The sequence below is a fragment of the Pseudoalteromonas sp. SR41-7 genome, assembly GCF_014163935.1.
Lineage (GTDB): Bacteria > Pseudomonadota > Gammaproteobacteria > Enterobacterales > Alteromonadaceae > Pseudoalteromonas > Pseudoalteromonas distincta.
Genome location: NZ_JACJEF010000004.1, coordinates 122,649 through 141,123 on the forward strand (window position 1 = coordinate 122,649; position 18,475 = coordinate 141,123).

Genomic DNA, 18,475 nt, shown 5'->3' on the forward strand with positions numbered 1-18,475 from the left:
GGCTAAAACTTTAAAAGTTAAAACCTAATAAAATTAAATAAGGAAAATTAAGCGTGGTAGGTAGTTACAGCTCTGTAGAGTAAATTAACGTCTTTCCAGCCACTCAAGCGCGACTTTTTACTATTAGTTACAAGCGTATACCAAGGCTGTATAGGATTAATCGCTCTTGGTCGTAAGAATATATGCCTAACAAGATTTTGAGCAAAAAATTCAAAAACCACATCGTATTCTGGCTCACTTTGAACAGTGTGCAAAAACAATGATGAATTATTGGCAGTTAACCTTGGTTGGTGCGCGTCAAAATCGGTTTGATGCGTTTTTTTATGCTGCGCAGTATCTACAGACTTACTAATAGGCTGTATTTTAGTTAAATCGGCAATATCAGTAAGCGAAACCTGCGTACTAACAGTAATATTTAAATTTTGTGAGGCGCCCATAGCATTGCTCTGCACACTAAAAAGTGCAGCAAGTAGCAAAAAGGCAGTTAAAAACACTCTAAATTTAAACATTCACGTTTTAAAACTAAAATAAGGGATGCGTAGTATATAAGGGCAAGCGTTTAAAATACAATAGCCTGCTCGTTAATTTAGTTTGATCTTACAACTTAACCTGAGGCGCTGGCGTTGCTTTATTTCGAACCAATTATTTAAAGATTTTTTTGGTAATTTCATTTATAAAATATGTTGCGCTCAAATCTACTACTTCGACAGCATCTCTTTTCCTTACCAAATACAAAAGGAGTAGTTATTTAGGGTTAATTTTAATTTATTACTTGTAGTTTTATTATTCATTTTGCATTCATTTAGTCGTTTTTTTTGGTAAAATAATAAATAAGCCATAAAACTTCGTACTATAAATGGTCAAGTTGCAGCGGCTATACGAAATTAGTATAATTAAATGTAAACAAATAGCTAAATTTTGATTTTCTTAATTATGTTATGGATAGTAAATAAGGCAGGGAAAGTCATTATGGAAAAAAACATATTTAGTAAAATAGCCTCAAAATTTTACAACAAAAGCTTAAAGCTAATAAATACCCTAAGTAATGACACTGACCTAAAAAAGCTAATAAACAACAGTGAAATAGTCTCTTTTGATATCTTTGATACAGTAATCCTCAGAAAAGTCTTCGAACCAGCTGATATTTTTACAATAGTTGAGAATTTATATAATGATGAACATAAAAAGCTAGACATAGACTTTAAAAGCATCCGAGGTAATGCCGAGGCAGAAGCAACAAAAATACTAGCTGAGCTAAATGGTACCCAATCCATAGGTTTGGATGAGATATATGCACATATACAAAAAACACAAAATCTAGATAGCAAAGTAATTAACATATTGAAAGCGCTAGAAATCGAAATAGAATTAAAATTTTGTGTTCAAAATGAATATATGCACTCTTTTTATCAATACTGTATTGATAATAGTAAAAAGGTTATTTTCACCTCAGACATGTACTTACCGGAGTACGTGATAAAAAAAATTCTTTACGATAATGGGTATACAAAATTTCATAAATTATTTTTATCCTCTGTAATTCGTAAATCAAAGTCTAAAGGAGGGTTATATCCGCATATACTTAAAGACCTATCCTGTAAACCGTCTAAGCTTTTACATATTGGCGATTATTACTTCGCCGATGTCATTAACGCGATGAAAGAAGGCATCAAACCTTATTATTACAAAAAAACCAGTGAATATGCGCTTAGCCATCATTCATTTAAAAGACTAAGGCAGCTATACCCTTCTAAACTCTCTATAGAAGAATCTATTTATTTTGCGACTATCATCAACAAAACGTTTACCCAAAGAGATAATAACAACGAGAATATATGGTACGACTTTGGTTATGTATACTGTGGAATAATATATTTTGGCTTAACTCGTTGGTTAACTAGCCAGGTTTTGCATCAAGAAATAGAACATATATTTTTCTTTGCTCGCGACGGCTATATTATGCACAAAGCCTATAGCCTTATGAATCAGGGAGCTAAAACGCCTGTTAGTAAGTATATGTACGCATCAAGACGAGCTATAAACATCCCAACTATATACAATGGAATCGATGAATATTCGATAAAAGTACTATGCCATTTTGTTCCTAATTTGAGCGTCGCTAATTACCTTGATAGAGTTGATATAGATGCAACAAAACATATTAAAAAAATAAAAGAAGTTGGATTTTTTGATCAAAATCATATAATTGACACAGATAACGATAAGGATAAATTAGCAAAACTCTTTCATTTATTAGTTGATGATGTATGCAGTATTGCAGCTGTAGAAAGAGAAAACCTACTAACTTACCTAAATCAAATTGGGTTTATGGATGCCAAAAAAGTCGCGATTGTTGACATTGGGTGGCAAGGGACAATTCAGAACTCATTAAATAAGCTAATGTTATTAGAAAATAATGAAATAGACATTAATGGTTATTACCTAGGCACATTTCAAACTGCAATGAAGTTTGCTGAAAAAGGGTTTCCGATGTCTGGCTATATGTGTAACTTTTCAGAACCTAAAAATAATTTTCAAGTGTTATCGGAAGGTGTGCATATGCTCGAATTTATTTTTTCAGCACCTCACGGCTCTGTAATTAAATTCGATAAAAAAAATGATGACATAGTAGCTATATTCGAACCTAATGACTTTTCTAATGATAAGCTAAATACAATAAACGAATTTCAAAAAGGAGCTATGGACTTTATTTCTGATTTTATGGCTATTGAAAGAGATTATAAAAAAATAAATATCGCTCCTGAAACGGCTATAAAACCTATATCTAGATTATTAAAAACTCCTACCTATAGCGAGTCTGTGAACTTTGGTAATCTCAAACACTCTGAGTATGTAGGAGCAAATAGCCATGAAAGTTACTTTGCGAAATCGCCTGAACCATTAAAAATGTTTCTTAATCCAATTAAATTTAAGCAAACCTATAACAAATCATTATGGAAAGCTGGCTTCAGAAAGCGCTACATGAGATATATTCTACCAGAAAACATATACTGCTATTTTAGAAAGCATTAATTTGGTAACCGCATTTTAATGCTTAAAATTAATATCCAAAAAACTAATACCTTTCCTTGTTTCAATTAACGGCGTTTACTTAACTTATAAGTTATTTTATTTACCCATATACCAACTCTGAGATACTGAATGCGCTCTAAACAAAGCAGTGAAAAACGCCCCGACGCCATGAATTTACGCCAAAGTGTAAAAACACTGTGGCCCTACCTTACAAAATTTAAAGGCCGTGTTTTTATTGCACTTATGGCGCTTATAGGCGCAAAAGGTGCCACTTTGTTGATGCCGTGGGCACTTAAAGAAATTATAGACTCGGTAGATAAGTCGATTAACCCACTGTTAGTTATCCCCGCTTTATTGTTATTGATGTACGGTGCACTGCGTTTTGCTAGCGTATTTTTAGGTGAGATAAGAGATGCTGTATTTTCTCGCGTAACCGAGCACGCTATGCGTGATATTGGTTTAAAAGTATTTAAGCATTTGCACTCACTTGAGCTGGCTTTTCATTTAGATAGGCAAACTGGCGGTATTAGCCGCGATATAGAACGCGGTACTAGTGGGTTAAGTTTTTTAATGCGCTTTTTAATGTTTAACATTGTGCCTACTTTGTTTGAAATACTGACCGTTGCGATTATTTTTGGCACGTTGTTTTCTGTTTGGTTTGCGCTGATTACATTACTGGCAGTTGCTATTTATATTACCTTTACTGTGGTGGTTACTCAGTGGCGAAACCGCTTTATTAGAGAAGCAAATGCTGCCGACAATAAAAGTAATACCCGCGCAATAGACAGCCTGCTTAATTATGAAACTGTGAAATATTTTAATAATGAGCAGTTTGAAGCCAAAACGTACGACACCTTTTTAGCAAACTGGGAAAAAGCCCGTTTAAAAAATAGAATGTCGTTGCTCGCCCTCAACTCAGGCCAAGCACTTATTATTGCCTGTGCTATTACCGCGTTAATGTGGTTGGGCTCAACCGAGGTAGTTGCAGGTACGCTTTCTATTGGTGAACTAGTGATGATCAACGCGTATATGATTCAATTGTTTTTACCGCTTAACTTTTTAGGCTTTGTGTACCGCGAAATAAGACGCGCGCTAACCGACCTTGAAAACATGCTTGGGCTACTTAACAAAAAACCACAAATAACCGATGCACTTAATGCTAAAGAGCTCAATATTAGCCAAGGTGAAATAACATTTAATAATGTAAGTTTTAGTTACGATGCGCATCGCCCTATTCTTAATAATCTTAGCTTTAGTGTTAAAGCAGGCAGCAAAGTAGCTATTGTTGGTGCCAGTGGGGCTGGTAAAAGCTCATTGGCGCGACTGCTTTATCGTTTTTATGATGTAAGCGCCGGTGAAATTAGTATCGATAATCAAGCAATAAACTCAGTAACACTTAATAGTTTACGAAAAGCCATTGCAATAGTGCCGCAAGACACCGTGCTGTTTAACACCACCATTCGTGAAAATATCGCTTACGGTAGACCATCAGCAAGCGATGCTGAAATTGACGAAGCCATTGCTATGGCGCATTTAAAAGACTTTATAGGCACACTTGATAAAGGCGATAAAACACTGGTTGGCGAGCGCGGTTTAAAAGTATCCGGCGGCGAAAAACAGCGTATTGCCATTGCCCGCGCCATTTTGAAAAAGTCCCCTATTTTAATTTTTGATGAAGCAACATCTGCACTCGACTCTCATTCTGAGCAAGCAATACTTGCTGCAATGCGTGAGGTTGCCAGTAACCATACGAGTATTGTTATTGCTCATCGGTTATCTACTATTACCGATGCAGACACCATTATTGTGCTCAAAGCCGGACAAATTATTGAGCAAGGTAAGCACGATGAGTTACTTACACTCGCCGGAGAATACGCCCGTATGTGGGAGCTTCAGCATAAAAAATAAATAGTGTGTGCCCCCTCTTAGCTCGGATACTTTTAAGTATTCGAGCTAAATAAAGCGTTTATAGAACCTATTAGCCTTTCTCTTTTCTCCTATATTAGCTTTATCGAGCACTGTGGTGATTCACCTCAAAAGATTTGTTTGTCTGATTAATATCAATAACAATCGATAAGTTAAATATTCGTAACAATAAAAATGATTCACTGCTGCTTTAATTCAATCAGTGATACTCAGGAGTAAGTAATGAAAAAGAGTTTAATTGCCGCAGCATTAGCTGCCACATTTATTACAGGTTGTTCAGAGCCGCAAACAACAAAAATAGATGAGCAACAACCTAAAGTAACTACAGCAACAGTGACAGAAAAAGCAGAGTTAGGTAGTTTTGGTGTTGATCTAACAGCTCGTAACGAAGCCGTGAAACCAGGCGATGACTTTTTTATGTATGCCAGCGGCACGTGGTATGACAACTACGAAATGCCTGCAGATAAAACCCGCTATGGTGCATTTTCTGGATTAGCTGAGCGCAGCGAAGGCGATGTTAAAGCTATTATTGAAGAAATAGCCGCACGTAAAGATTTAAACGCAGAAGAAAAACTCGTTGCTGATTTTTACAATGCGTATATGGATACCGAAACACTTAATAAACTCGGTGTAGCGCCTATTAAGCCATTGTTAAGTGAAATTAGTGATATAGCGTCAACTGACGATTTAGCTGAGATGTTTGGTAAGTCTTGGTTAACCGGTAATAAAGCCCCTTTTGGCGGCGGTATGTGGTTTAATCGCCTAGACCCTAATAAATATGAAATGTCACTAGGTGCTGGTGGTTTAGGTTTACCAGATCGTTCTTACTACCTTGAAGACGCTGAGCGCTTTGTAAAAACCCGTACAGCTTATGTTGCTCACATTGCTGACATGCTTAAGTTTGCAGGAGTAGAAAATACCGCTGAGCGCGCTCAAGCAATAGTTGATCTTGAAACCAAAATTGCACAAGGTCATTGGCCTCGTGAAAAGCGCCGTAATCGCGACGTAACCCTAAACCAAGTTGAACGTGCCGATTTAAGCACTGCTTATCCTGGCTTTAACTGGGATTTATATTTTGCGCAAACAGGTTATAAAGTACCTCAGTTAAATGTATCTCAGCCTGAGCCAATAAAAGCGATGATTGAGCTAATCAATCAAGAAGATATTGCAGTATGGAAAGACTACCTAACGTATCACGCTATTAGCGGTAACGCAGGTTTACTATCAGAGGACGTATTTAATACTAACTTTGCTTTTTTTGGTAAAGAACTAAACGGACAGCAAGAGCCTCGCCCTCGTTGGAAACGTGCAATAAGTGAAATGTCAGGCACAAGTTCGCTTGGTTTTGCTATTGGTAAGATATACGTAGCACGTTACTTTCCTGAGTCGTCAAAACAACAAATGTCTGAGCTGGTTGAAAACCTACGTACAGCTCTTGGTGAACGTATTGATAACTTAGAGTGGATGGGCGATGAAACTAAAGTAAATGCGCGCGCTAAACTGGCTGCATTTGTACCAAAAATTGGTTATCCCGATGTTTGGCAGTCTTATGATGGTTTAAGCATTACTAAAAACGATTTAATCGGTAATGTGAAAAACATGCGTGAATTTTTTCATGCAGAAAGTGTTGAAAAAGAGCTACAAAAAACAGACCGTAACCGCTGGGGCATGACGCCACAACGCGTAAACGCTTACTACAATAGCTCGTTTAATGAAATTGTATTTCCGGCTGCGATATTACAACCGCCGTTTTTCGATCCAAATGCCGATCCCGCTGTAAACTATGGCGGTATTGGCGCTGTAATTGGTCACGAAATGGGTCATGGATTTGACGATCAAGGTTCAAAATCAGACGAAAACGGTGTGCAACGTAACTGGTGGACTGATGCTGACCGCGCTGCATTTGACAAAAAAGCCGATCAACTGGCTGCGCAGTACAGTAAATACGAGCCAATAGAAGGTAACTTTGTTAATGGTCGAAATAGCCTTGGCGAAAACATTGGTGATGTAGGTGGGCTATCAATGGCTTATCACGCGTACAAGCTCAGTTTAAATGGTAAAGAAGCGCCTGTTATTGACGGCGTTACTGGCGATCAGCGTTTCTTCCTTGCGTGGGCACAAGTATGGAAAGAAAAACGTACTGAGCAAAGCATGCTTAACCAACTGCGTGGTGGCACACATGCCCCTGGTCGCTTTAGAGCACAAGCGCCGCGTAACCACGATGCATGGTACAAAGCGTTTGATGTAAAACCAGGCGATGCGTTATACCTTCCTGAAGATGAGCGTGTACGTATTTGGTAAGTAACACTTACTTATTATTTAGTAAGGCAACCTGTTATACAGGTTGCTTTTTTTATTGAATTAAATTTACACATAATAGATATAATTCCAACGTCTAGAACCCTCGATGATCCCATTAATAAAATACAGTTTACATGGCTTTTAAACGCTACCGATTTAATCTGTTTTAATACTTACTAGCCCTTGAATGCATTTACCTTTAGAATACGCATTATAATTTTATTCTATTATTTACATATATTAAGGCGAAACGCAGATGGGAAGAGCTTACCAAAACAAAAAAGATTCAATGGCTAAGACTGCGGGTGCTAAAACTAAAGTTTATTCTAAGTACGGCAAAGAAATTTATATTTGTGCAAAAAACGGCGGTGTAGATCCAGATGGTAACTTATCATTACGTCGTTTAATTGAACGCGCTAAAAAAGACCAAGTACCAGCACACGTTATTGACCGCGCAATAGACAAAGCAAAAGGCGGCGGCGGTGAAGACTACGCAGCAACACGTTACGAAGGTTACGGCCCTGGTAACTGTATGATTATTGTTGACTGTTTAACAGACAACAACAAGCGTACCTTTGCTGATGTCCGTGTTTGTTTTACCAAAGCAAATGCTAAAATTGGCGCTCAAAACTCTGTTTCACATTTATTTGATCACCTTGCTATTTTTGTATTTGACGGTGATGACGACGAAGCAGTACTTGAAGCTCTTATGATGGCTGATGTTGATGTAACTGACGTAGAAGTAGATGACGGTAAAGTTACTGTTTTTGCTCCTCATACAGAGTACAACAATACACGTACAGCGCTTGAAGAAATGGGCGTGACTGAATTTGACGAAGACCTAATTAGCTTTGTGCCACAAATTGAAACGCCGATTGAAGGCGAAGACGTTGAAGTTATGGAACGCTTTTTAGCAATGTTAGAAGATTGCGACGACGTACAAAACGTTTACCATAACGCGCAATTCTAAATAGCAATTTAGTAAGTTAGAACGACTTTAAGCCAACAGCTATGTTGGCTTTTTCATTTTTAGAACATGGTATTAATATGAACTCCTTTAAAGAGCTTAAAAGTGGCAAACTTGTTGGTGCTACTCGCCTGCAATTAGTAGAAGAGCTAACAATATTCCCTGAAGAAATATTTAGCTTAGCTGACACGCTTGAAGTTCTCGATTTATCGAATAATAACTTATCAACACTACCTGATGAATTTGCCTGTTTAACAAACCTGAAGCGTGTGTTTTTATCGTTTAATCAGTTTAAGCATATTCCTAAAGTGCTCGCTAAATGCCCTGCTTTAATTATGGTCGCGTTTAAAGGTAACCAAATTTCTGAATTTGCTTTAAACAGCCTGCCAAAAAATATTGAGTGGCTAATACTCACCGATAATACGTTAAGCGAATTGCCTGAAGATTTTGGTAATTATACCCAGCTTAAAAAGCTTGCGCTTGCAGGCAATCAACTTAAGCAACTGCCAAGTAGCATGGCGCAGTGTAAAAACCTTGAGCTTGTTAGGCTCTCTGCTAATAACTTAACACACGTAGACGACTGGCTGTTTGAATTGCCTAAACTTGCTTGGCTTGCGTTTGCCGGTAACGATTTTAATAAAGCCCAGTGCCTTACAAAAAGCTGCTTAGAAAATAAGTCTCTTAACGATTACACACTTAGTCATGTTATTGGCCAAGGTGCATCGGGCGTTATTCATTTAGCACAAGCTATTGAAAGTGCTGTAGCGATTAAATTATTTAAAGGCGCAATTACCAGCGACGGCTACCCGCTTGATGAAGTAAATTGCTGCTTACAAGCAGGCGATCACGCTAATTTAATTCAAGTACTTGCCTACATTGAGCAAAGTGATCAGCTAGGTTTAGTAATGGAGCTAATAGATAAAAGCTTTGCTAATTTAGGCCTGCCTCCAAGCCTTGAAACCTGTACTCGTGATACCTTTAATGATGATTGCCATTACTCAACTCACGCTATTTTAAAAATTGCACAGCAAATGGTAAGTACCTTACATCACTTGCATATTTGTAAAGTAAGCCATGGCGACGTGTATGCGCATAACACCATGATAAACAAAGATGCTGATGTATTATTTGGTGATTTTGGTGCAGCCACAAACTTAGCCATGTTAAGTGATTATCAACAAAAGCAAATCGAGTTAATTGAAGTACGTGCATTAGGGTGTTTAATTGAAGACTTAATAGGCACGGTAACTGGCGATGATAAACAAAGTGAGCTCTTTGTTAAAATGTCCGATATGGCAAAATGTGCCATGCAACCTACATTAAATCAAAGACCTACATTTACTGAGTTATTAGCAGAGCTAAAATAAATTTAATATTAATAATATAAGCGAGCAAAATGTAACATCTTACTCGCTTTTATTTTATGTTTATTCGGATTTTCCGTACTTATTTAGTGCGCTTAAACGGGTAAACCTGTTGTTTAAGCATACCTACGGGCATGTAATCCCCGACTACACCATACGCTTGTGGCCACTCTTTTTGGCCTTTAACAGCAGTACCAAACACATAATCTAAAAACGAAAAATGTGCAGCGTAATTTCGGTCAATCGCGGCTTTATCTGACGCATGATGCCAATGGTGAAACTGCGGTGTAACCATAAAATATTTTAGCCAACCAAATTTCACACGCACATTTGCATGGTTAAACACAGCCTGCAAACCCACAATTATTACGTACAAACTAATTATTTGCTGTGAAAAACCAAGTACAAATATAGGCGTGAGCACTAAGCTGCGCGTTACGAGTATTTCAAGAATATGCTGGCGAGAGCCCGCTAACCAATCCATTTCTTTAGCACTGTGATGTACGCCATGAAAGCGCCATAATAAAGGGACTTCGTGATAGGCACGATGCACCCAATACTGCATTAAATCAGCCACGAGTATTATTAAAAACAACTGCACTATAAAGGGTGTTTGCTCTATATAACCTTGTACTGTAGATGATACAGCCCAGCCAAAGCCATAATGCACAAAGTGGTTAGTAACGAGTAATACAAAACCAATAATTAAATGATTTACAAAGAAGTGGTTTAAATCGCCTCGCCATTCGCTACGTAATATTTTTTGATCTTTACGATGAGGTAATAACTTTTCAATCACAATAAATATAAGTGTTGAGCCGAGTAAATCTAAAATAAACCAATCAAGCCCTATATAAGGTGTATCAGAAGCAAATTCGTTTACTTCAACGTTTGGTCCGCCAAACATAATAGCGAGTAAAATAAAAAACCACGCTGTAGCCCCTAAACGCTTATTGGTATTACGTACAAAGTTAAGTAATCCTAAACTGCCCGAGACCAATAATGATGCAAACATAAGCTGACGTAAAAAGTCGACGCTGTAGCTTTTTCTCAGCTCTGGTGTGGTTAAATATTCAGGAAAGTGAAACGCTAATACGCCTAAGCAACTCAGTATTGCTAAAAAGCAGGCTATGTAGCCACTTATGTTGCCCTCACCTATCTGAAGATGATTTGTGCGAAATACTTTTCGCGATAGAGCTCTGATCATTTTTATTATTCCTTGCGTCGTTGAGTTGATTAAATACAACGAAATTCCATTGATTTACACACCCACATATTAACAAAATTTAGGGTATAAAAAATACAAATAGTTCCCTTCTAATTTTGAATTGCAAATATACAGATAAACTAAACGCAAAAAAGCCACGCAATGCGTGGCTTGGTTGGATAAAGCTAAACTTTTACAAGGTCAATTATAAGTACTGACCTAATGCTTTAACTTGGTCTAACATGCGGTTTGAGAAACCCCACTCATTGTCGTACCAAGCCATTACTTTAACTAGTTTGCCATTGGCTTTAGTTTGCGTTGCATCAAAGATAGACGACGCTGGGTTATGGTTAAAGTCGATAGAAACAAGCGGAAGCTCGTTATATTCTAAAATACTCTTCATTGAACCCGTTGATGCTTCTTTCATGATTGCATTGATTTCTTCTGCAGTCGTATCACGCTTTGTGATAAACGTAAAATCAACTAAAGAAACATTGATTGTAGGTACACGTACCGACATACCATCTAATTTACCAGCAAGTTCTGGTAATACTAAACCAACAGCTGCCGCAGCACCTGTTTTAGTTGGGATCATAGATTGAGTTGCACTACGCGCACGGTATAAATCTGGGTGGTAAACGTCAGATAAGTTTTGATCGTTGGTGTAAGCGTGAATAGTCGTCATGCTACCTTGCTCAATACCTACTGTGTCGTTAATTGCTTTTGCAATTGGCGCTAAACAGTTAGTAGTACAAGAAGCGTTAGAAATGATATTGCTGTCAGCATTAATTACGTCGCTGTTTACACCATGCACTACTGTTGCATCTAAACCAGTACCTGGAGCAGATACGATTACTTTTTTAGCGCCTGCAGTAATGTGCTTAGCGGCGTCATCACGTTTAGTGAAAAAACCAGTACATTCTAAAACGATATCTACGTTTAGCTCTTTCCACGGTAAGTTTGCAGGGTCACGCTCTTGCGTTAACGTAATTACGTCATCCCCAATTAGCATAGTGTTGTTTTCAAGTGTTACTTTTTTTGAAAATTGACCATGAACAGAGTCATATTGCGTTAAATGTGCATTTACGTTAGCTGGTGCTAAATCGTTAATTGCTACAATTTTAATTTCGCTGTTTTGAGCTGACTCATAAAGTGCACGTAAAACATTTCTACCGATACGGCCGTACCCGTTAATTGCTACATTAATCATTTTAGACTCCTATTTAAGTTCACTTGCTTGGCGAGCAAGCGCTTCAATTGCTTGCCAGTCTTTATTTTCAATTAGTTGTTTATCTAGCATCCACGTACCACCAACACAAATAACGTTGTTAAGCGCTAAATAATTAGGAGCAGTTGCTAGGCTAATGCCGCCAGTTGGGCAAAAAGTAATATGTGGTAATGGGCCACCGATTGATTTAAGCATAGCTGTTCCGCCTGCAGCTTCTGCTGGGAAGAATTTTAAATACTTAAAACCATGCGACGCAAGTTGCATAACTTCACTTGCAGTTGCAGCGCCTGGTAAAAATGGTATATCTGATGTTTTAGCTAAAGCAATAAGCTCATCGCTCACACCTGGACTCACCATAAAATCTGCACCAGCAGCAACCGAAAGATCAAAACTTGCCTTATCTACTACCGTACCAGTACCTACATAGGCTTCAGGTACTTCTGCTTTCATTAGCTTTACAGCTTCTGCAGCAATGGGTGTACGTAGTGTTATTTCTAAGGCTTTTAAGCCACCGTTGTATAAAGCTCTTGCAAGTGGTGCTGCATCTTCTAATTTTTCGATTACAACCACTGGCACTACGGGTGCCGATGCTAAGATTTTTTCAATACTCATTACTTGTTCCTCATTACCCAGTATGGCTAATATTTATTCAAGTCCAAAAGCACTCGCGCCTAAATCGGCACTGCTTACGATATTTCTAAATCCAGTAAATAATTCACGACCTGTACCAAATGTTGCACTTGGCAGGCTAAGCTCTGCTTCACGCTTAGCAAGTTCTTCGTCGCTAACGTGTACTTTTAATATTCCGTTTGGCGCATCAAGCGTCACTAAATCGCCTTCTCGGATTTTAGCAATAATGCCGCCTTCTACTGCCTCTGGTGCTAAGTGAATAGCAGCAGGTACTTTACCTGATGCACCCGACATACGACCGTCAGTAACAATGGCTACTTTAAAGCCTTCATCTTGAAGCGTTGCCATTACTGGCGTTAACTTGTGTAGCTCTGGCATACCTTTCGCTTTAGGGCCTTGCTCTTTTAGCACGGCAATAAAGTCTTGGTTTAATTCGCCACGAGTGTATGCATCTTGCAGAGCACTTTGTGAACTAAATACTTTTGCAGGAGCAGTAACGGTTTGATGTTCTTCAGCAACAGCTGACACTTTGATAACAGCTTTACCTAAGTTGCCAGTCAGAAGTTGCAGACCACCTTGCTTACTAAATGGGTTACTCACTGGGCGAAGTACTTCTTCATCGTGCGAGTTTGCTGGGCAATCTACCCATTTAACTTTAGTTGGGCCAGTTGAGTCGCTCATGATCAAGCTATCGTCTTTATCTAAACGAGGCTCTGTCATGTATGGTGCTAAACCATCGCCAAGCATTGTTTTAACGTCTGTATGTAAGTAACCAGCGCTTGCTAGTTCTCGCATTAAGAAACCCATACCGCCTGCTGCTTGAAAGTGGTTTACATCAGCTGAGCCGTTAGGGTAAATACGTGTAAGAAGTGGTACAACTTCTGATAAGTCAGACATATCTTTCCACGTAACCTGAATGCCGGCAGCTTTTGCTATCGCAACAATATGGATTGCATGGTTAGTAGAACCACCTGTAGAAAGCAGACCCACTAAACCATTTATAATCGTTTTTTCGCTGATCACATCGGCTAAACAAGGGCTTTCTTTATCATCCGTAAGCTGCTTAAGCATAGTTTCTACAGCATTACCTGTAAGGCCATCGCGAAGCTCAGTGTAAGGATTAATAAACGAGCTACCTGGAAGGTGTAAGCCCATTATTTCCATTAACATTTGGTTTGAATTGGCAGTACCGTAGAACGTACACGTACCAGCGCTGTGATAAGACGCACTTTCAGCTTCAAGTAAGTCTTCGCGGCTCACTAAACCTTGTGCAAACTTTTGGCGAATACGTGCTTTTTCTTTATTCGGAATACCTGATTGCATTGGACCTGCTGGTAAAAAGAACACAGGTAAATGACCAAACGACAATGCACCAATTAATAAACCAGGAACAATTTTGTCACAAACGCCTAAACAAAAAACGCCATCAAACACATCGTGCGAAAGAGAAATTGCTGTAGACATAGCAATTACATCGCGAGAAAAAAGTGAAAGTTCCATGCCGTCACGCCCTTGCGTAACACCATCACACATTGCAGGAACGCCACCAGCAACTTGAGCTGTAGCATCGTATTTTGTTGCAATGTCTTTAATTAAATCTGGGTAGTCTTTGTATGGCACATGAGCCGATAACATATCGTTATATGAGTTGATAATAGCAAGATTTGGCTGCTCATCAGCCTTTAAGCGCGCTTTGTCATCACTGCTACATGCAGCCATAACATGGGCTATATTTCCGCAACCTAAACCGGCACGAACTCTTGTTTGTTTTTTTGCGTGCGAAATGCGATCTAAATAATCTTGACGGGTATTTTTACTGCGTTCGATAACGCGCTGGGTAACTTCTTGAATACGAGGATGTAACATAATTTAACTCATCTCTATTAGTTAGAGGATAAAGGCTCAGTAGCAACTACAGACTCCACGTAAATAACTGTACTGAGCATCTTTGATTTACCCGTTCAAAGGTACGCTACCAGGGAGCCTCTCACAACAACCCTGACACCGGTGTCACTGTATTAACGCATAGCAATGACACCGGTGTCAACCCCGGGTAACAAAAATAGTTTAATATTTTAACATGACCGAATAATGACCTAATTGATTTTTAGGCACAAACCATGTTTTAGCAAGTTCAGAGTAAAAAAAGCCCGAATAAGCGTCACTCATATTCGGGCTACTGTGAAAGTGTTTTAAACTCACTATTTTATTGCTGAGGTAGACTCGCGTGTAATCAAGCGCGACTCAAGCGTTACCTGATACGGCTGCTCTTGTGGTTGAGCTATGTGTAAAATAAGTTGCGTTACGGCTTGTTTAGTCATTTCTTCAACGGGCTGTGCAATCGTTGTTAACCCAGGCCAAATATGACGTGCAATGGGCGCATTATCAAACCCAGCTATTGAAATGTCATCAGGCACTTTTAATTGGCGCTGAGTTGCTAATTTAAGTACGGCAGCCGCCATGTAATCGTTTGATGCAAATACAGCGGTTGGCCTAGGGGATAAATCTAATATGCTGCGTGCACTATCTACACCTGAGTGATAACTAAAGTTACCCTCCTCGACTAAGCGCTCATCAAATTCTATACCATGGCTTGCAAGTGAACGCCTGTAACCTTTAAAACGTTGTTGCGTGGCACTGTGATCCGGGTGCCCTTTAATAAAGGCTATAGATTTATGACCGAGGTTAATTAAATGCTCGGTAATCTCAAATGCGCCTTGCTCGTCGTTACTACGCACTGAAATTGAATCATCTTGTAGTAAAGCTGAAGCAACCCTTGCATAAGGAATTTTTTTGGATTTTAAAAAAGAAGCAAGCTCAGCAAAGTCACCAAAAGGAGGTGTTAGCACAATGCCATCTAATCGAGAAGTTTGTAGTAATTGCTCAATATTATTTATAAGTGCTTCACCACGAAACTCACAAGGGTGTATCAATAAATTATAGTTGTTTTCTTTACACGCTTCTAAGGCGCCCGTTTGCACTCGGGTAATATAACTTTTACTTGGGTTATCGTATAAACAGCCAATAATAAAGCTACGATTTTGAGCAAGACCTCGTGCAATTGGATTTGGGGTGTAATCAAGCTCTTTAAATACCGCAAGCACCTTTTCTCGGGTGGCGGCACTTACATTAGGCTCATTGTTTAACACGCGTGAGACGGTTTTTTTAGAAACCCCTGCATGGCTTGCTACACTATTTATGGTTACTTTTTTCATCTGTCCATTATCCAAATACAACCTGTAAGACCAAAGCCCTATTTGCTATTGTGTAAACACGCAGCAGCGCCAATAAGCGGTATGTTGTCCTGTGTTACGAGTGTTACAGGGATTTGTCCTGCGTACTGCGACATAATACCCTTTTGCGAAAATCGTTCAACAAAACGACTCTCAAGAAGTCTCGCTTGCATACGAGGTAGTATTCCACCGCCAATAAATAATCCACCTAACGCGCCATAAACAACCGCTAAATCACCGGCAACACTGCCAATCCAATCACAAAACTGGTTTAAGGTTGCATCACACACATCACATTCACCACTATTTGCAAGGCTGCTAATTTGTGCGGCATCTAAATTTTTAGCTGTTACACCCTTAACCGCAGACATTGCTTTGTATAAATGCGTTATGCCAGGACCTGAAAAAACTGTTTCGATAGAAACATGGGGATGATCTTTACGTAACTCATTTAATAATAAAGTATCGAGTTCATTAACAGGTGCAAGTGATATATGCCCCCCTTCTGAACTTAGCACTGCGGTAGATTGAGACGTTCTAACTAAGCACGCGGCACCAAAACCAGTACCTGGACCTATAACACCAATGTTTGCGTTATCATCAGCTTGACCTGATTTAACAATGACATTTTGTTTAGGATCTAAGTAAGGGGCAGCGTAAGCAAAGGCAGCAAAATCATTAATGACTTCAAGTTGTTGTAAATCAAAATGAGTTTTAAATTCACTGACGCTAAAATGCCAACCTAAATTGGTTAAATGCACTTGCCCGGCTTTTATTGGCCCTGCAACGGCTAAACATGCGCGTTTGGGTGCAATATGTGGGACGGTTTGTAAATATTGCTCGAGCGCACTTTCAAGAGAACCAAAATTGGCACTAGGAAAAATATTAATGTGCTCTATTATAAATTGGTTAGTCTGTTCATTAAAAGCAGTTATTAAAGCAAAGCGGGCATTAGTGCCGCCGACATCAGCAACTAAGATGGGATCAAATTGGGCAGAAGCGTTTGGGCTCATAGTATTATCTCTTTTGTTAAGCGACTCATGCTTATTATTTTACAATGGTGTACCATTGTTATTTATACTTTGAGCTATCACCTCAAAGTAGCTATCACAGTAAAAAATGCTGCCTATAAAGATATAGACAGCGAATACGTTTTGACAACAAAATGATAAAACACTGACATTATGACACCGGTGTCAGGAATTTATCAATAAAAATATACGTTAATTCACAAAAAGCTTGAAATTATTCATCAATAAACGAAAATGACACAATTATTTATCAATTTAATTAAGTTGTAACAATGAAAGGTAAAGCTACCTCATTTGATATTGCCCACTATGCAGGGGTATCTCAATCGACTGTATCTCGCGCTTTACGTAACAGCCACCTTGTTAATGAAGAAACACGCAAGCGTGTTTTCGATATAGCCAAAAAGCTTAATTATAAAGTTGATAAAAATGCGAGTAACCTTCGCACTCAACAAAGTAGTACGCTTGCATTATTGTTGTTTGAAGATCCCACTTCTGACGAGTCCCAAATAAATCCTTTCTTTTTAGCCATGCTTGGCAGTATTACCCGTGCTTGCGCTAAAGAAGGTTACGATTTATTAGTTTCATTTCAATCGGCCAGTGCTGATTGGCAAGCAGACTACGAAGACAGCCACAGAGCTGATGGCATTATTTTACTCGGGTATGGCGATTACATTGATTACCAACCAAAATTTAACACCTTACTTGAACAAAACACTAAGTTTGTTTGCTGGGGTGCAACGGTAGATAACCGTCCCGATTTAACTGTTTGTTGTGATAACTACGGTGGCGGTAAGCTCGCCGCTGAGCACTTTATTGCGCATAGCAGAACTGATTGCGCTTTTATTGGTGATGCTTCTGATCACAGCCCCGAATTTTTTAGTCGTTTTCAGGGTTTTAAAGATGAGCTATTGGCTAACAACGTTAAAATAAATGAGCGTAAAATGGCTAATGCTATCTCTACTGAAGAATCTGGCTATCACGCAACACGCTCACTAATTGCTAATAATATTAAATTTAACGCCTTATTTGCTGCAAGTGACTTAATTGCTATTGGGGCTATACGCGCACTTAAAGAAGCAAATATCAACGTGCCGAAAGATGTTGCGGTAGTCGGCTTTGATAATATAGCCATTGCAAGTTATGTAAACCCCCCCCTAACTACAATAGAACAAAACACCACTATTGCTGGGCAAATGTTAGTAGAGAACCTATTAAAACTGATACGTGGTGAAGAAGTTCAAAGCACCCTGTTGCCTCCTATTCTCATTCCTAGAAAGTCAAGCTGAGCCTTCTCTTTCCATGTATATGTCGATTACATCCATTCACATTCGTTTACAAACAAGAAAACCATTTAAAAACAGACAATTAAAAAAAAATTAGCGAAAAAAATCACTTTTAAGGCCCAAAACTGACTGTTTCAGCACCTATTGCGTAGTTACTCACCATTAACCGCATTTACTATTTAGTTTCAATAATGTAAATTTATTGTGATGCTATATTTCACTTTGTTTAATTTATGATTTATAGCTTAAATAACAATAATATCTCAGGG

The 18,475-nt window shown here is 38.7% G+C and carries 13 protein-coding genes; 6 read left to right on the top strand and 7 right to left on the bottom strand.

The window, feature by feature from the left end:
• Positions 1 to 47 precede the first annotated feature (47 nt).
• Complete coding sequence (locus tag H5092_RS06890; RefSeq protein ID WP_182694981.1) at positions 48 to 509, bottom strand: hypothetical protein; 462 nt, start codon at positions 507 to 509, stop codon at positions 48 to 50.
• Between the two features lie 460 nt (positions 510 to 969).
• Between H5092_RS06890 and H5092_RS06895 the strand changes: the two genes are divergently transcribed.
• From H5092_RS06895 to H5092_RS06915, 5 genes are all read left to right on the top strand, one after another.
• Entirely contained in the window at positions 970 to 3,033 is a 2,064-nt protein-coding gene (locus H5092_RS06895; RefSeq protein ID WP_182733187.1) for a hypothetical protein, read from the top strand.
• A gap of 129 nt (positions 3,034 to 3,162) precedes the next feature.
• Positions 3,163 to 4,941, top strand: coding sequence for an ABC transporter ATP-binding protein/permease (locus H5092_RS06900; protein WP_182733188.1), 1,779 nt, complete (start codon positions 3,163 to 3,165; stop codon positions 4,939 to 4,941).
• Between the two features lie 240 nt (positions 4,942 to 5,181).
• Positions 5,182 to 7,260 (top strand): M13 family metallopeptidase, encoded by a 2,079-nt coding sequence (locus tag H5092_RS06905; RefSeq protein ID WP_182733189.1) that lies wholly within the window; start codon positions 5,182 to 5,184, stop codon positions 7,258 to 7,260.
• Between the two features lie 256 nt (positions 7,261 to 7,516).
• Complete coding sequence (locus H5092_RS06910; RefSeq protein WP_002959761.1) at positions 7,517 to 8,230, top strand: YebC/PmpR family DNA-binding transcriptional regulator; 714 nt, start codon at positions 7,517 to 7,519, stop codon at positions 8,228 to 8,230.
• 41 nt (positions 8,231 to 8,271) lie between these two features.
• A complete protein-coding gene (locus tag H5092_RS06915; protein WP_259398373.1) occupies positions 8,272 to 9,594 on the top strand; it encodes a leucine-rich repeat-containing protein kinase family protein in 1,323 nt (440 codons plus the stop codon).
• Positions 9,595 to 9,673: 79 nt separating this feature from the next.
• Here the strand turns inward: H5092_RS06915 and H5092_RS06920 are convergent, their stop codons facing one another.
• The 6 genes from H5092_RS06920 to glk form a co-directional block, all read right to left on the bottom strand.
• The gene (locus H5092_RS06920) at positions 9,674 to 10,798 is read right to left on the bottom strand and encodes a sterol desaturase family protein (RefSeq protein ID WP_024597617.1); all 1,125 of its coding nucleotides are present in this window, start codon (positions 10,796 to 10,798) and stop codon (positions 9,674 to 9,676) included.
• Between the two features lie 205 nt (positions 10,799 to 11,003).
• Complete coding sequence (gene gap, locus H5092_RS06925; protein ID WP_002959757.1) at positions 11,004 to 12,008, bottom strand: type I glyceraldehyde-3-phosphate dehydrogenase; 1,005 nt, start codon at positions 12,006 to 12,008, stop codon at positions 11,004 to 11,006.
• A 9-nt stretch (positions 12,009 to 12,017) separates the two neighbouring features.
• The gene (eda, locus tag H5092_RS06930; RefSeq protein WP_002959756.1) at positions 12,018 to 12,638 is read right to left on the bottom strand and encodes a bifunctional 4-hydroxy-2-oxoglutarate aldolase/2-dehydro-3-deoxy-phosphogluconate aldolase; all 621 of its coding nucleotides are present in this window, start codon (positions 12,636 to 12,638) and stop codon (positions 12,018 to 12,020) included.
• A gap of 33 nt (positions 12,639 to 12,671) precedes the next feature.
• On the bottom strand, positions 12,672 to 14,522 hold the full coding sequence (gene edd / locus H5092_RS06935) for a phosphogluconate dehydratase (protein ID WP_002959754.1): 1,851 nt from the start codon (positions 14,520 to 14,522) through the stop codon (positions 12,672 to 12,674).
• 335 nt (positions 14,523 to 14,857) lie between these two features.
• Positions 14,858 to 15,871, bottom strand: coding sequence for a LacI family DNA-binding transcriptional regulator (locus H5092_RS06940; RefSeq protein WP_182197028.1), 1,014 nt, complete (start codon positions 15,869 to 15,871; stop codon positions 14,858 to 14,860).
• 38 nt (positions 15,872 to 15,909) lie between these two features.
• Positions 15,910 to 16,902, bottom strand: coding sequence for a glucokinase (gene glk / locus H5092_RS06945; protein WP_002959751.1), 993 nt, complete (start codon positions 16,900 to 16,902; stop codon positions 15,910 to 15,912).
• Positions 16,903 to 17,192: 290 nt separating this feature from the next.
• On the opposite strand from glk, the gene H5092_RS06950 reads away from it, so the two are divergent.
• Positions 17,193 to 18,209, top strand: a complete 1,017-nt coding sequence (locus H5092_RS06950) for a LacI family DNA-binding transcriptional regulator (protein ID WP_024596123.1) — start codon at positions 17,193 to 17,195, stop codon at positions 18,207 to 18,209.
• The last annotated feature ends 266 nt before the right edge of the window (positions 18,210 to 18,475 follow it).